Origin of the sequence: Peribacillus sp. YIM B13472 (assembly GCF_042788005.1) — a bacterium.
Taxonomy (GTDB): Bacteria; Bacillota; Bacilli; order Bacillales; family DSM-1321; genus Peribacillus; species Peribacillus simplex_E.
In genome coordinates this window covers 13,581-29,033 of sequence record NZ_JBHZPG010000036.1, presented here as the reverse complement: position 1 = coordinate 29,033, position 15,453 = coordinate 13,581, and the positions used below count along the sequence as shown (strand labels likewise).

Annotated in this window: 18 protein-coding genes; all 18 read right to left on the bottom strand. The window is 41.1% G+C overall.

The features are described from left to right. Positions 1-146: 146 nt before the first annotated feature. The 18 genes from fin to rnmV all read right to left on the bottom strand — a co-directional run bounded on the left by fin (position 147) and on the right by rnmV (position 15,427). Positions 147-377, bottom strand: a complete 231-nt coding sequence (gene fin, locus ACFX4I_RS21660) for an anti-sigma-F factor Fin (RefSeq protein ID WP_034316319.1) — start codon at positions 375-377, stop codon at positions 147-149. A gap of 103 nt (positions 378-480) precedes the next feature. Next, positions 481-1,041, bottom strand: coding sequence for an aminoacyl-tRNA hydrolase (pth, locus tag ACFX4I_RS21655; RefSeq protein WP_098372664.1), 561 nt, complete (start codon positions 1,039-1,041; stop codon positions 481-483). A 260-nt stretch (positions 1,042-1,301) separates the two neighbouring features. Next, on the bottom strand, positions 1,302-1,940 hold the full coding sequence (locus ACFX4I_RS21650; protein ID WP_377422927.1) for a 50S ribosomal protein L25/general stress protein Ctc: 639 nt from the start codon (positions 1,938-1,940) through the stop codon (positions 1,302-1,304). 161 nt (positions 1,941-2,101) lie between these two features. Continuing rightward, entirely contained in the window at positions 2,102-2,854 is a 753-nt protein-coding gene (locus ACFX4I_RS21645; protein ID WP_377422926.1) for an ATP-binding cassette domain-containing protein, read from the bottom strand. Between the two features lie 13 nt (positions 2,855-2,867). After that, entirely contained in the window at positions 2,868-3,653 is a 786-nt protein-coding gene (gene ssuC, locus ACFX4I_RS21640) for an aliphatic sulfonate ABC transporter permease SsuC (protein ID WP_377422924.1), read from the bottom strand. Continuing rightward, positions 3,616-4,788 carry an FMNH2-dependent alkanesulfonate monooxygenase gene (ssuD, locus tag ACFX4I_RS21635; RefSeq protein ID WP_230301915.1) on the bottom strand — a complete coding sequence of 391 codons (1,173 nt, stop codon included), beginning with the start codon at positions 4,786-4,788 and terminating at the stop codon, positions 3,616-3,618. Before ssuD ends, ssuC begins: the two co-directional genes overlap by 38 nt. Before the next feature lie 13 nt (positions 4,789-4,801). Next, entirely contained in the window at positions 4,802-5,782 is a 981-nt protein-coding gene (locus ACFX4I_RS21630) for a sulfonate ABC transporter substrate-binding protein (RefSeq protein WP_377422923.1), read from the bottom strand. 304 nt (positions 5,783-6,086) lie between these two features. After that, positions 6,087-7,040 carry a ribose-phosphate diphosphokinase gene (locus ACFX4I_RS21625; protein ID WP_057276495.1) on the bottom strand — a complete coding sequence of 318 codons (954 nt, stop codon included), beginning with the start codon at positions 7,038-7,040 and terminating at the stop codon, positions 6,087-6,089. Between the two features lie 15 nt (positions 7,041-7,055). Next, positions 7,056-8,429, bottom strand: a complete 1,374-nt coding sequence (glmU, locus tag ACFX4I_RS21620; protein ID WP_377422921.1) for a bifunctional UDP-N-acetylglucosamine diphosphorylase/glucosamine-1-phosphate N-acetyltransferase GlmU — start codon at positions 8,427-8,429, stop codon at positions 7,056-7,058. A gap of 636 nt (positions 8,430-9,065) precedes the next feature. Next, positions 9,066-9,362, bottom strand: coding sequence for a septation regulator SpoVG (spoVG, locus tag ACFX4I_RS21615; protein ID WP_034316332.1), 297 nt, complete (start codon positions 9,360-9,362; stop codon positions 9,066-9,068). A 193-nt stretch (positions 9,363-9,555) separates the two neighbouring features. Beyond that, the gene (locus ACFX4I_RS21610; protein ID WP_053537019.1) at positions 9,556-9,930 is read right to left on the bottom strand and encodes a RidA family protein; all 375 of its coding nucleotides are present in this window, start codon (positions 9,928-9,930) and stop codon (positions 9,556-9,558) included. A gap of 19 nt (positions 9,931-9,949) precedes the next feature. Further along, positions 9,950-10,765 carry a pur operon repressor gene (gene purR, locus ACFX4I_RS21605; RefSeq protein WP_230301917.1) on the bottom strand — a complete coding sequence of 272 codons (816 nt, stop codon included), beginning with the start codon at positions 10,763-10,765 and terminating at the stop codon, positions 9,950-9,952. Positions 10,766-10,826: 61 nt separating this feature from the next. Continuing rightward, positions 10,827-11,696: a 4-(cytidine 5'-diphospho)-2-C-methyl-D-erythritol kinase gene (gene ispE, locus ACFX4I_RS21600; RefSeq protein WP_230301918.1), complete on the bottom strand. Its 870-nt coding sequence runs from the start codon at positions 11,694-11,696 to the stop codon at positions 10,827-10,829. Positions 11,697-12,020: 324 nt separating this feature from the next. Further along, a complete protein-coding gene (locus ACFX4I_RS21595; protein ID WP_034316340.1) occupies positions 12,021-12,197 on the bottom strand; it encodes a small, acid-soluble spore protein, alpha/beta type in 177 nt (58 codons plus the stop codon). A gap of 150 nt (positions 12,198-12,347) precedes the next feature. Continuing rightward, complete coding sequence (gene veg / locus ACFX4I_RS21590; protein WP_034316343.1) at positions 12,348-12,599, bottom strand: biofilm formation stimulator Veg; 252 nt, start codon at positions 12,597-12,599, stop codon at positions 12,348-12,350. A gap of 313 nt (positions 12,600-12,912) precedes the next feature. Then, positions 12,913-13,791: a sporulation peptidase YabG gene (gene yabG / locus ACFX4I_RS21585; RefSeq protein WP_230301919.1), complete on the bottom strand. Its 879-nt coding sequence runs from the start codon at positions 13,789-13,791 to the stop codon at positions 12,913-12,915. A gap of 201 nt (positions 13,792-13,992) precedes the next feature. Further along, positions 13,993-14,871: a 16S rRNA (adenine(1518)-N(6)/adenine(1519)-N(6))-dimethyltransferase RsmA gene (gene rsmA, locus ACFX4I_RS21580; RefSeq protein ID WP_230301920.1), complete on the bottom strand. Its 879-nt coding sequence runs from the start codon at positions 14,869-14,871 to the stop codon at positions 13,993-13,995. Continuing rightward, on the bottom strand, positions 14,864-15,427 hold the full coding sequence (gene rnmV / locus ACFX4I_RS21575; RefSeq protein ID WP_096340998.1) for a ribonuclease M5: 564 nt from the start codon (positions 15,425-15,427) through the stop codon (positions 14,864-14,866). The genes rsmA and rnmV overlap by 8 nt, the downstream gene beginning before the upstream one ends. Between the last annotated feature and the right edge of the window lie 26 nt (positions 15,428-15,453).

Here is a 15,453-nt window from a genome sequence, read left to right as displayed (position 1 = left end):
TTTAACGTGCGAAAAACCATTTGTAATCCTTTTATTTGAACTTGGCCATTTCACCAAGCGTCCTCTTTATTAACGGCAATTTTATGTGCCCTGGTATTCCAGACAAACGGAAAAATGCTTTGGATTTTGTCCAAAGCCCTCTCCCGCTAATGAATAATATAATCGTTTTCATATAAATCAGGGTTTCTTTGCAGCGATTCATGGCAATCTTCACATATCGCCCTTACATGCATATCCCCTTCAGAATCATAAACGATCATCTCTTGTCGCTCTTCATCGGTAAGTTGATTAAAACCTAACTGCTCCGTACTCAGTGAGTGTGCCTCGATTGAGCCCAGCTTAGTTCCGCAATGTCGGCATCGATAATGGAGAGCCATTTGGTAACCCCCTATTTTAGTAATAGTGTTAGTATGTACAAATAGAGGGGTTTTATTCAGCGAAACAGGAAGATATTATTCTTTACTTATATCTACTCTCTGCTTATTGGTTATATTCGTTCATGACCTGTATAAATGGCTTTTCCATCCAGGCTTCACAAGAAGCTGCGCTTTTTTCGATCGTTGCCCCGACATGATCCCATTCTTCAGGCGAAAAGCGCCCCAATACATAATCAGATACCGGAATTCGGCCAATCGGGCGTCCAATGCCTATTCTGATTCGATTGAATTCTTGCGTACCCAAATGGGCAATTGAAGATTTTATCCCATTATGACCGCCTGCACTACCTTTTTGACGAAGGCGAAGCTTCCCTGGAGGCAAATCCAGGTCATCATATATAATGACCACATCCGCGATATCCACCTTAAAGAAATGCATGACAGCCGAAATGGATTCTCCTGACAAATTCATGTAGGTTAATGGTTTAAGCAATAAAACTTTTTCTCCCTTTACCATTCCTGCACCATATATTCCCTTATGTTTTGCTTGATCAAGTGGAATCGACCATCTTTTGGATAACTCATCTATTACTTCAAATCCGACGTTATGCCGGGTTTTTTCATACTGTTTACCTGGGTTCCCTAACCCTACAATAATTTTCATGATTCACACTCCGTCATTACGGTTATTTAGGGAGTTACGCTGGGACGAAGTTTCCCCAAGATCATTGACCTTAGAAAAATAGTACCCTAATTTCAAGCTGGCCTGCAAGCGACAGGAGAACTAATTAGGAAAAATCCCAATTAAAGGAATCCATTACAAAAAAAGGTCCGGTTTAAATTGATGGCATCCAGAGATTGAAAAGACGTAACTCGTTAAGAGCTACGCCTATTATATCACGATTCACTTGTTTAATCCCGGCATCATGACTCTGGTGATGCTTTGGTTTCCCTGCCTTCTTCATTTTCAGGGATACCGCCATCCTGCTGTTCACCTGTACTTATTTCCTCTTCCTGACGAGGAGCCAAAACGGATGCAACAACTTCTTCACCATCATTGTCGATTGTAACTTGCTTATTCGTTTGGATATCGGATATGTAGATTGTATCCCCTACCTGAAGTTCGGTAACGTCAACATCGATGGAGTCAGGAATGTCATTAGGTTTAGCCGTAACCGTGACTTCATGAAGTGACTGCTGTAGGACCCCGCCGTCTTTCACGCCTTTACAAACACCGACAAGGTTAATGCGAACTTGCGCTTGTAATTGAGCGGACATATCTACAATTAAAAAGTCTGCATGATAAATGGAGTTCTTTATTGGATCCTTTTGATATTCAGAGAGCATGACTTTATAACTCGCACCTTCCAATTCCAAAGAAATGATTCCATTACGGCCTATTTCCTTGATTGTCTTTTGAAGCTCGATATTATTGACTGAAATGGCCGTACTGTCATTTTTATTGCCATATACTATCGCAGGGATTTCGCCGTTTTCCCTCAAATTCCTTAAATTAGAGTGTTTTGAATCCGTACGTTCTTTTGCAGCTAATATATTACTCATACATCCTCCGCCTTCCTGAATATGAATTACAAGTTTCTCTATATTTAACATTTCCCTAAATGGCGAATCATTAAACATGAAAGGTAAAATCAGAAGGGACCAAGAAGGGGATAAACATATGGTAAACATAGGTATTCGCCGCAAAATCTTTTTTCTCTAATTCAAGCGTGAATCGCTTTTTTTTCCATTTCCCCCTCAACTTGCATCACTCGGTTAAGGATTTGTGCTGCTAGTGATGAGTATTGAATGCTATCCTTTTTCCGTGGCCTCGGCAGATTGATTTCCTTATTCATGACGACTTTGCCTTCCTCGATCAATATGACACGGTCGGCTAGCATTACGGCTTCTTCAACATCATGTGTAACAAGCAAGGCAGTAAATTCCCTTTTCCTCCATAGTTCTTCAATCAGCCTTTGCATGCCAATTCTCGTCAAAGCATCCAATGCCCCTAACGGCTCATCCAAGAGGAGAATGTCAGGTTGGTTCACCAATGCCCTCGCTAATGCAACCCTTTGCTTTTGCCCACCGGATAAAACGGACGGCCAATCACTTGCTCGATCTGCAAGGCCCACTTGCTCCAGTAATTCCATGGCATTTGGTTTCCAATTCCCTTTCAAGCCTATACCAATATTTTCAAGGTTTTTTTTCCAAGGAAAAAGCCTTCCATCCTGAAACATCGTACGTGAAGATTTATTTAATCCTTTCAATGGCTTTCCATTCACCAGTATCTGCCCGCCCGTCGGCTTTTCCAGTCCTGCCACAAGACGAAGCAAGGTGCTCTTTCCACATCCACTCTTACCGACAATGGCTACGAATTCCCCTTTTTCAAATGTGAGGTCCATCCCCTTTAATACTTCAAACTCCCCGAAATCCTTTCTTACACCCTGCAACTCCAACAAATTTCCATTTTTCATATTAATGACCTCCTCATTGGTATGATGGATGCCACTTTAAGCATCTTTTTTCAATTATTTTGGCCGCAACGTCCGATATTTTTCCCAATAAGGCATATAAGAGAATACTAAGAACAACAATATCCATCCTCATGAATTCCCGGGCATTCATAGCCATATATCCAATTCCGGAATTAGCGGATATTGTTTCTGCGACAATTAATGTGACCCACATGATTCCAAGAGAGAAGCGGATACCCACTAAAATGGATGGAAAGGCGGCAGGGAGAATAACATTCCAGAATAAAGAAAAACCACTTAACCCATAAACCCTCGCTGCTTCGATCAATCCCTTATCCACCGATTTCACTCCATGAAATGTATTTAGATAGATAGGAAAAAGAACCCCTAAAGCGACAAGGAAGATTTTCGCTTCTTCTTCTATACCAAACCATAAAATCACCAGCGGTATTAAAGCTAAATGCGGAATGTTACGCAACATCTGAAGCGAGGTATCGAATAAGGTTTCAGCTATGGATGATAATCCATTTAATAAACCTAGTACAAAACCAATGATCCCTCCTATTAAAAAGCCGATGAAGGCACGCTGAGCACTGATGCCGATATAATCTATAAGTTCACCTGTCCCCAATAAAGCGACACCTGCTTGAAACACTTCAGTCGGGGCAGGCAATATCCGATCCGACAAAATCCCCCATAAAGACAGCAGCTGCCAAGTTACCAAAAGGAGAATGGGTACAAGCCAAGATATGAGGTGAAGCCTATTGAACTTTTTGCTTAATTTTTTCTGCATCTTCATTTTCACTTCCTTTTGTAGGGTAGTGGTCATTGGCCAGTATTTCCCCAAATGGGCTAGTAGCTTTTGAAACGGGACTTTCCAGCTGTTCAACAGCGAGTAAAGGGAATAATAATTCCGCAACTCTGTACGCTTCTTCAAGATGAGGGTATCCAGATAAAACAAAGGATTCTATTCCGATTTCTTCATATTCCTTCATTCTGGCAGCAACATTTTCTGCACTCCCTACCAGTGCCGTACCGGCGCCCCCGCGCACTAGACCTACACCTGCCCAAAGGTTAGGGCTGATTTCAAGTGAATCCCTGTTTCCGTTATGGAGTTGCGACATCCGCTTTTGGCCCACTGAATCAAACCTTCCGAAAATCTTTTGTGAATTTTCAATCATTTCGTCATCCACATATTTAATGAGCTCATCCGCTGCCTGCCAAGCTTCTTCTTCCGTTTCCCTTACAATGACATGCATCCGTATGCCAAACCTGACCTCACGTCCATATTCCGCTGCCTTTTTACGTACCTTTTCAATTTTTTCAGCCACTTGCACCGGAGGTTCACCCCAAGTCAAGTACACATCAATATGCTTTCCTGATATATCGATGGCCGGGTCGGATGAACCTCCGAAATAGAGTGGTGGGTACGGTTTTTGTACAGGTGGCAACAAGATATCCCCGCCTTCAATCTTTAGGTGCTCCCCTTCAAAGTCCACCTTGTCCCCGGACATCTGCTTTCTCCAGATATCAAGAAATTCATCTGTTTGCCCATATCGTTCCTTATGATTCAGAAATACGCCATCACCTGCCAGTTCGACCGGGTCCCCTCCAGTTACTACATTGATCAAGAGACGTCCATTCGACAGCCGGTCGAAGCTCGAAGCCATCCTGGCAGCCAAGGTTGGCGACATCAAACCTGGTCGGACCGCAACTAGAAATTTCATTCTTTCCGTTGCGGAAATCAATGAAGAACCCACTACCCACGCATCCTCACAAGACCGTCCCGTCGGAAGCAACGCTCCTTCAAATCCCAAATGATCGACCGCCTGTGCTATTTGTTTTAAATAAGGAAGCGTGATTGCCCTCCCTCCCTTTGTCGATCCTAAATAGCGACTTTCCCCGTGTGATGGTAAAAACCAAAAAACTTTCATTTTCATTTCCCCCTTAATGTTTTTTTAGATTTGCAGAAGCATCCAGAATATTAATCTTGCTTGGGATTAATTTAAGATTGTAAAACGTATCGGCAATCTTTTGTTGATCATCCAAAACGCCATTGGAAATCTCCTCAAGTCCATATTCTTTTCTATTTAATGTTTTTTCCAATGCCTCAACACTCATTCCAATTTCCGGTGATAGAAACTCAGCAACATCCCTTGGGTTCTCTTCAATCCATTTATCAACTTTTATCAGTTCTTCTTTGATAATCTTCAAAGCCTCTTCGTTCTCGGCAAATGAATCAGTTGCCAAAAAGAATTCACGATTCGCCACCAGTCCTTCTCCATCCCGGAGAGTTTTCGTTTCAAGTTCCAATTCCGCCGCTGATAAAAATGGATCCCATATTACCCAGGCATCGATTTGGTTTCCTTCAAAAGCGGCCCTCGCATCAGCCGGTGGCAAGTAGACGGGCTGAATGTCATCAAGAGTAAGACCTGCTTCCTCTAACGCTTTGACCAATAGGTAATGAACATTGGAACCTTTATTCAAGCCAACCTTCTTACCTTTTAAATCTTTCACATTTTTAATGGGTGAATCCTTTTGTACGACTATGGCCTCTCCTGATGGGTTTGCCGGCTGATTAGCAATATAGACAAGCGGAGCATTGGCTGCTTGTGCAAATATCGGCGGTGCCTCCCCTGTGTGCCCAAAATCAATGCTGCCGACATTCAAGGCTTCAAGCAGCTGAGGTCCTGCAGGGAATTCAGTCCAATCGACTGTATAACCCACTTCCTTTAAATGTGTTTCCAGCTCTCCCTTTGATTTTAAAATATTTAATGTCCCGAATTTTTGATAACCGATTCGGATGGTCTTATCCGATTCTTTTGCATCAGCACTTGTGGAACTGTTCTTTTCCTGCCCGCAAGCACTCACTATCAGCATGAAGATGCTGAAGATGGACAGCAGCCATATCTTTCGTTTTTTCTTCATATTCTGCACACCCTTCTTAAACTATTTATATAAAAATAAAAGGCTCCTTTTCTTCACCAAAAGGACAATGGGCAAATAGTTGCCTAATGTTCAATGGTAAGTGAAAAGGAGCCTTCGGTAGTCCGATCGGCGTTAACCAACTTGCGTTAGTACAAGTTTTCATTCCATGGATATGAATTGAAATTGTATAGCCATTTTATTATTAGTATTCATATCTGTCAACTAAGAATTTAATGTTTTTTGAAAATTCCAAACCAAAACACGGCGAACCTGAAGGCCCGCCGTGTTTTGGCTAATTTTGTTATCAATCGAATAATGTGCTGACTGATTGTTCCTCATGCACACGAATAATTGCCTCTGCAATCAAAGGTGCTACAGAAAGTCCAGTAATTTTATCGATTTTCTTATCTTCAGATAGGGCAATCGAGTTAGTCACGACCAATTCCTTGATCGTTGAATTTTGAATCCTTTCGATGGCAGGACCTGAAAGGACTGGGTGTGTACAACAAGCATACACTGCTTTAGCACCATTCTCCACAAGGGCATTGGCTGCTAGTGTAATAGTGCCTGCAGTATCGATGATGTCATCAATCAGTATTGCTGTCTTCCCTTCAATATTACCAATGATGTTCATGACTTCAGCCACGTTCGGTCTTGGACGGCGCTTATCGATAATGGCAATCGGTGCTTTTAGGCGATCGGCCATTTTACGGGCACGTGTTACACCACCATGATCTGGGGAAACGATGACGATATCACTTAAATCTTTTTCCTTGAAGAAATCAGCTAAAATCGGAACAGCAACAAGGTGATCGATCAGAATATCGAAGAAACCTTGAATTTGTGGTGCGTGAAGATCTAATGTGATAACACGGTGGGCACCAGCCGTTTCTAAAAGATTTGCGACAAGTTTAGCTGTAATTGGTTCACGCGCACGCGCTTTACGATCTTGTCGGGCATAACCGTAATATGGCATTACAATATTGATCGTTTTAGCTGAAGCACGTTTAAGAGCATCGATCATAATTAAAAGTTCCATTAAATTTTCATTGACTGGTTGGCTTGTTGATTGGATTACGTAAACGTCACAGCCACGAATACTTTCTTCAATATTAATCTGAACTTCACCGTCACTGAAACTTGTTACGCTACATTTTCCAAGTTCAACACCGATTGCAGCAGCAATTTCCTGAGCTAAATCGAAGTTTGAATTTAAAGAGAATACTTTTAAATTAGGATCTAAATACTGATTTGACATGATGACCTCCGTCGGTTATTTATTAAATTTCAAATTCTTGACATAATCTTCTTTGTTAACTTGGCGAGCCCGGGCAACGGATAGGGCTTCCTGCGGTACATCTTGCGTGATGGTTGACCCAGCAGCTACATATGCCCCTTCTCCTACTGTCACGGGTGCAACCAGATTAGAATTGCAGCCTATGAAGACATTGTCTTCAATCTTCGTCAAATGTTTATTTTTCCCGTCGTAATTCACGGTAATAGATCCGCAGCCTATATTAACATTCTCCCCGACCTCTGCATCTCCAATATAACTCAAGTGAGAGGCCTTGCTTCCTTCGCCAAAAACGGTCTTTTTAATTTCGACAAAATTACCGATCTTAACTGAATCCTTAATATCTGATTGAGGTCTAACATGTGCGAATGGACCGATTTTGACAAAACTTCCAATACTGCTTTCGTGTACAACCGATTGGAGGACTTCCGTTCCATCACCAATTTCACAATTACTGATTTCCGTATTCGGGCCAATCAAGCAATCCTGCCCGATAATACTTTTTCCTTTAATGAATGACCCAGGGTTAATGACTGTATCCTGTCCGATTTGCACATCCGCTTCAATGAACGTAGTAAGCGGATCGATGATCGTTACACCATTCCTCATATGCGTTTCATTGATGCGTTTCCGTAAAATTTGCTCCGCCTGCGATAAAGCCACTCGGTCATTTACACCCAATGTCTCCTCGAAATCACTGGATTGGAAGGCTGTCACCACTTCGCCTTCCTCTTTTAAGATTTCAATGACATCCGGTAAGTAATATTCTCCCTGGACATTTTCATTTGAAACTTTTTTCAGCGCGCTAAATAATGCTTGATTATCGAAGCAATATGTACCGGTATTTATTTCCTTAACATATCTTTCTTCATCAGTGGCATCCTTATGCTCGACGATTTTTTCTACAAGACCGCCTTCACCGCGAAGGACCCTTCCATAACCAGCAGGGTTATCTGCATATGCTGTTAAGATTGTTGCTTTCGCCTGACTTTGCTCATGCAAGGTTATAAGCTCTTTCATCGTTTCCGCTTTAATCAGAGGCGTATCACCGCAAATAACAAGAGTCGTTCCACTTTTTACGGATAAAACGCTTTCCGCTTGCATTACAGCATGTGCCGTACCTAATTGCTGTTCTTGTAAGGCATACTTGCATGAATCACCAAGTTGTTCTTGTACTTTTTCAGCTCCATGGCCGATTACTGTAACAATATCTTCTATTTGAAGTTGATTGACTTGATCGATAACATGTTGTACCATTGGTTTCCCGCAAACAGGGTGCAAAACCTTATAAAGCTTAGATTTCATCCTAGTACCTTGCCCAGCGGCCAATATTATTGCATAGCGATTACTCATAACAGGCCTCCATTTTCACCTTTTTATCCACTAAAAATATTATCTCAAATAGTGATTCTTTTCAAGGTAACAATTAAAAGTACATATAATTGTCAATCAATTATTTTAAAAAAGTTCGATTTCCGACAGCCTTACTAAAGTTATTAATGGACCTTTTAGCATTATTTTAAATCATGGTCGATGTCATTTTCATTAACGGCATAATACAGAAACCATGTCTCCTCCCCTTTATAACACTAGCAAGCCCCATTATCCCAAAACATTGCCATGATCGCGCTAGACCTATGTACAAGCCATCTGGAAGTACTGCACCCTTTGTTAACTTCCATTCCTAAAACAGATTACCGATTCAATTCATCTTCGCTCATTGGATGGTTAGAGTAAGTGGTATCCTCAAATCCCGCTTACAGGAATTTCAATATCAGGATGAACAAAAAGGTTTAAAAAATAAAAAGGATGGGTACTTAAACCCTGAAGATATCACCTTAATTTTACAATTTAGATAATTAAAGCAAATGTCCGAATGTGAATAGGTTCTAAACTTATCCGTTTATGAATAAATAAAAAAGAGCACTACTTATGAAGTAGGCTCTAGATGCACGAATTATAAATTTAAAGTTTAAAAGTAAGGTTATTTTAAGAAGCACCTGCTCCAGCTTCCTCTAATTCAGTTTCAAGTTCTCCCAATCGATGATATTCTGTCAAGACAGCTTCTTGAATTTTCCCGCGTGTCGAGGAATTGATTGGATGAGCGATATCCCGGAATTCTCCATCTGGAGTTCGTTTACTTGGCATTGCTACAAATAAACCATTGTTTCCGTCGATCACACGAATATCATGAACCACAAATTCATTATCCAGTGTAATTGATGCGATAGCTCTCATACGACCATCCGTATTCACACGGCGTAATCTTACGTCAGTTACTTCCATTTAAGCTCACCATCCCTTTTTGTTGTTGTTAAAACTTAAAGTACATATTCAACAAAAAAACGTGAACTCCTTCTATTATCTGTAATTTTTTTAGAAAATTCAGCCTAGTTTTCAAAAACAGTAAAAATCACCCTTACATTACAGGAAAATTACCCAGTACGAATTCCCTTAAAAAATAAAAAAAAACGCCCGTTTATTTAACGAGCGCTACTACTTCTATTTCCACTAGTGCATCTTTAGGAAGGCGAGCAACCTCTACACAAGAGCGAGCAGGTTTGTGAGCAGAAAAATATTCTCCGTATATTTCATTAATCGAACCGAAATCATCCATACTTTTAATGAATACCGTAGCCTTAATGACAGTTTCCAATGAAGCCCCAGCTTCTTTCAATACAGCTTGGAGATTTTTAAAGACCTGGTGTGTTTGTTCCTTTACATCCCCAGTCACCATCTCACCAGACGCAGTAAGTGGGATCTGTCCTGAACTGAAAAATAACTTATCCACGATCACGCCTTGTGAATATGGTCCGATCGCTGCCGGTGCTTCATCAGTATGTATCGTTTTCATTAAATGATTCCCCCTATTCCTATTTAAAATAATTCCCACGGCTGACATTGATTTTCTTGTCTCTTTCGACCACCTGCGTCAACTTGATTAATGAAACATAGTCCTCGACAAGGCACTCCTCCGAATGTTCGGATTCGACCAGCACCGCAATTCCGGCAACTGTTGCCTTAAATTCATCCAATAGACTGATCATACCGTTAATGGTACCCCCAGCCTTCATGAAATCGTCTACAATTAAAACATTCGAACCCTCAACCAAGCTTCTCTTAGAGAGTACCATAGTCTGGATCCTCTTTGAAGAGCCTGAAACATAATTGATGCTCACTGTAGAACCTTCCGTTACTTTATTATTCCTGCTTACAATGACAACTGGAACATTCAAATAATTTGCCACGGCGTATGCTAATGATATCCCTTTGGTTGCCATTGTCATGATGACTGAGACATTTTTCTTGGCATACATTGAAGCGATTATCCTTCCAACCTTATTGACGGTTTGCGGATGTCCTAATATGTCTGTCATATATAGATAACCGCCAGGAAGTAACCTTTCGGGACTAGCGATCGTAGCGCATAATCCGTCAATGAAGGCATTGGTTTCTTCTTCCTTGATGGAAACAATATATTTCACTCCACCTGCCGCACCTGGAACGGTTGTTAAAGATCCTATCCCGCGTTGTTCAAAGGTATCTTTGATGATTGTCAAATCTTCACTGATCGAGGATTTTGCCGAACTATATCTTTCAGCAAAATAAGTCAGCGAAACAAGTTCCCCTGGATGTTCTAATAAATAATTGGTCATATCGACTAGCCTCTCGCTGCGACGAAATTTCATTGAGACACCCCCTTTGTGAATTCCGAATATTATATAGCAACTATACCACTAATGTACGTTTCTATTCAAGATGGTTTCGATCACCCAGTAAACGGACCGCATAGACTTGATCACAAAATCCGCGAAGTCCATTATAAATTCTTTGCATGCGCGAATCATGTTCCACCAAACCAAAAACGGTCGGGCCACTTCCGCTCATTAAGACCGAATCCGCTCCAAATGTCTTCATTTGATCTTTAATGTTCGCAACCTCTGGGTATAACTGCAATGTCACTTGTTCCAGAACATTACCCAACCCTTCACATACATCGTGATAATTGTTTTCCATAATAGCCGAAATCATTCCAGGTACATCCGGATGCTCCATTTTTGAAGTTTGGAGCCTTTTGTATATATCTGCTGTCGATACGCCGATCGTCGGTTTGGCCAAGATGACCCAGCATTTTGGCGGTGCGGGAAGATGCGTGATTTTTTCCCCGCGCCCCCTGGCCAATGCCGTTCCTCCATATACACAAAATGAAACATCAGAGCCAATTTCAGCTCCTATTTCCGCAAGTTCATCCATGGAAAGACCAAGCTTCCACAGTCTATTTAAGCCTCTCAAGGTAGCTGCGGCATCACTGCTTCCACCAGCAAGTCCTGCGGCTACAGGTATATTTTTCTCTATAGTTATGGAAACACCTTTATTGATTCCAAAACGTTCCTTTAGAATAAATGCAGCTTGATAAGCTAAATTCCGATGATCATCCGGAACAAATCGATTATGGGATAGAATTTGAATATGATTTCCCGTTATTTCCTTTAGTTCAATTCTATCGGCAAGGTCGACTGTCGTCATGATCATTTCCACCTCATGATACCCATCAGGCCGTTTGAAAAGCACATCCAAAGCCAAATTAATTTTGGCCGGGGCTTTTTCCATAAGCTTCAATATGTCCACCTACTTTAACGTTCTTAAAAGTTCTTGTCCTATTCTATCATATTTGTTTATATTCTAAAGGTTTTTTCATCGTAATTTCAATGTAATGAAGCTAAGATCGGCCCTTAGAGGAGAATAGACACATGTAGGCACATTGGAGAGCAGCTGCTTCCTGCATCCCAAAAGACTTGCTACATATTCCATATGGCATTCACCGATACATAAAAAAACCAGACTCCTTAACTACAATGTAAGCAAAAATGAATGGAGCTATACATTGTATAAAGAGTCCGGCTTCTTTCAACATGACGGCATGATGCAATTAAGTGTTTGATCTTACTCTTTGTTCACCAATTGACGTTGTGCTTTTTCGATAGCAAGTTTTACCATGTTCCCTGCGTCCCTGGCCCGGATTCCTCCCCAACCTTCTTTCTGGACAACATCGTAAAATCCAAGTTCTTTAGCCAATTCCTCTTTAAGATCATTTGACATAATCCCTTTTTTCCTGCTCAAGCGAAGCAACCCCTTTCACATGCCGTCACATGCCTAGTGTTTGCATCATACGCTATTTCATTACATCCTTTTTAAGCCTTTATTGGAGCTCACAGGTATTCTATACAAAACAAAAAGCAGCAAACAAAGTTGTTCGCTGCCTCGTCTAAGTTACATCTCTTGTTGTTTGTTTAAAAATGTTAGTTCTACGGTTTCCGTTAAAACATCCGCATAGCTGTAAGATACTCTTTCAAACGCATTTTCATCTTGGTCGAGCTCAATTACAAAAACAGCCGGATAAGTTTCCGCCAAAGTTCCGAATCGTTCTACAGTCTTTCTTCTTCCACCGTTTGCTTTTAAGAGCAATCTTTTACCTAGGTTTGAATCAAGTGCAGTTTTAATATCAGCTAGAGTTTTTGGCATTTTCGGTCCACCTCACTAAGTTAAGTATATCACAATTCACAAATATACGCAAACAAAATAATAAATTATATCAGCACTTAAAAATGTAGTCAATATATTTTTATCTGAAATTCGGCAAAATCGCGAACAATTTTATTATATCCTGGGAAATGAAAAATTATGTAAACGAACTATTTCATTATCTATTAAGCCGAATTTTCGTAATTAAAACATTACCTACTGACATCACTCAACAAAAAACCAGTTTTTCTGTGACGATATCCGAATTCTTACCCACTAAAAGCAAGCTGCATTCTTTCAAAATGCAGCTCGTTCATTCTTCCTGAAATGGCTTGAAAGGCAACCCGGTCCGTAACACCCCTTTTGTCTCAATTCCCCCCAACCCCTTCTCTCCCGTTAATGTATTCCGAAGGACATCCCATACATGAATATGATCGGAAAAAGGCGTAAAGCTTATCTTTCCGACGATATATACCGGATCAAGAGCATGTATATTAACACGGGAAGGAGAACTTGCAAAATTTGCCCCCGCTTGGATCAGCGATTCAAAATGCGACTGACAAGCCCCGGCAAATATAATCAGTTGGTCTAAATGAGAAACCCTCCTTCGCGCTTCTCTAACCGTCTGTACAAAATCCTTTGAGTGCCGGTAGGCATTAATATCGGATATCGGTCCTTTTGATTTTGAATAGGCATCATGACCGGTGACAACAAGAATGTCCGGTCGATAATGGTCCAACAGCCCCCCGATTCTTTGGGGCATTTCCTTTTCATTGCAATAGATGCCATTGACCGGAATACTGAATTTCTGATACAGATCCATGCATTTCCTTAAGTAAGATGCATCCCCATCAACATGGAGGACCCTCCCTGGTATCTGAAAGTATTCACCGCTGTACCGATAACCATTACTGGATTGATAGCCATTTTTTTGTTGTTGCAGCTCTAGATCTTGTGTTAATAAGCGGTAAGATTGTTCTTGAAGTACCTCATTCGACCTTTGTCGATCATTTCTTTCATTATCATTAATGATCATTAAATCTTGAAATGGTGCATCTGCAATAAGTCGGATATCTTCCCCATAAAGAACAGCTTGACGCCTTCCGTCAATATCACGGATATCGATTACCCGGAACAACACGTCGCATTTATAAGAAACCCGACCAACAATATCGTTTATTTGAATATTCATGGCCCCACCCCATGAGAAGACTTATTTTCAGCCCGCCCTAGTTTATTTTCATTCTTAAGTTATGCGAACCATTCTTGAATGGTGAAAGGTGGAGATTGATTACATTTTCGGATACGTTCCCTCATGGTTGGTCAATTTCAAAATAAAAAAAGCCGGAAGCTGGGATTGACCCCATTCCGACTTGAATATTTCACATTTCCTTTATTTGAAATTCGGCAATAATGCATCACTTAAGCGGCCGAATTCTTTGATGCTCAGCGTTTCCCCCCGTCTGGAAGGATCCACTTCCGCGACTTCGAGAGCGGCAAGTATAAGTTCTTTTTTCGATTTACCATCTGGCAGCTGACTGGTTAAGTTATTTAAAATCGTTTTCCGACGCTGTGCAAAGCTCGCCCTGGTCACAGTGAATAAGAAATCCTCATCCAGGACCTCGACGATCGGCTTCACGCGCCTTGTAAGACGGATTACAGCTGAATCAACATTAGGCTGAGGCATGAATACCGTTTTGGGTACTATCATCACTGTTTCGGCTTCGGTATAATATTGAATGGCAATGGATAAAGAACCGTATTCCTTTGTCCCAGGTTTTGCGGCAATTCGATCGGCCACTTCCTTTTGCAGCATGCACACGATGCCTCTAATGGGCAGGTCTTCGGACAATAGCTTTAAAATGATGGGAGTCGTGACATAGTATGGCAGATTTGCAACAACCATCAGGTCCGAAAAGCCAGCAAATTCCTCCTCGATGACCTTCTTGACATCAGCTTTGAGAACATCCCCGTGAATGATGTTTACATTGTTATAGGGAGACAGTGTATCCGATAAGATGGGCAGCAGACGCTGATCAATCTCAAAGGCCGCAACCTTTTTGCTGCTTTTCGCTAGTTGTTCCGTCAATGCCCCGATTCCCGGCCCAATTTCGATGGCGCCGCTTTCCTCTGTCAAATTGGCATGTTCGACAATACGTTTCAAGATATTCGTATCGATTAAAAAGTTCTGGCCTAAGCTCTTTTTAAAGGAGAATCCATATTTCTTTAATATTTCTTTCGTTCTGACAGGGGTTGCAATATCCTTATTCATTTTTTTCCTCCTGAATTATCTGTACCATCGCTTTCTCAAAAGCCTCAGTTGATATTTGGAACATTTTTAGTCTCTTATATAACTGTTTACCATTGGTAAACCCGATTTTTAAAATAGATCCAAGTTTTTCCCTTCGTTCCTTGGCACCGGATCCCCCGATTAAACCCGCATCTATTAAATCCTGCTGTGAAATTTCTTCTGAAGCCTCTTCATCCATTAATTGGGCGTCCTTTAAAGCATTACGAATTGCCTCAGGAGAAGCATGTTCCACGCCAATTCCTCTACCTGACTTAGGAAGGGCTTCCTTCTTCGTTAAAAAGGCGTGTTTACAGCCTTTTACTTGTTCAGAAATTATATTCCTGATTTTTTGACCAGGAAAGTCAGGGTCTGTGAAAATGATGGCTCCACGTGTCTTTTGTGCAAGCCTCACCTGCTCAATACAAGACTCATTCACCGCGGAACCGTTAGTTTCTATTGTATCAGCATTTACAGCCCTTTTTATCGCTACCGTATCGTCTTTTCCTTCTACAACAATAATTTCTTTAATCTTTTTCATGGTTTCCTCCATACAGAAAAGCGCAA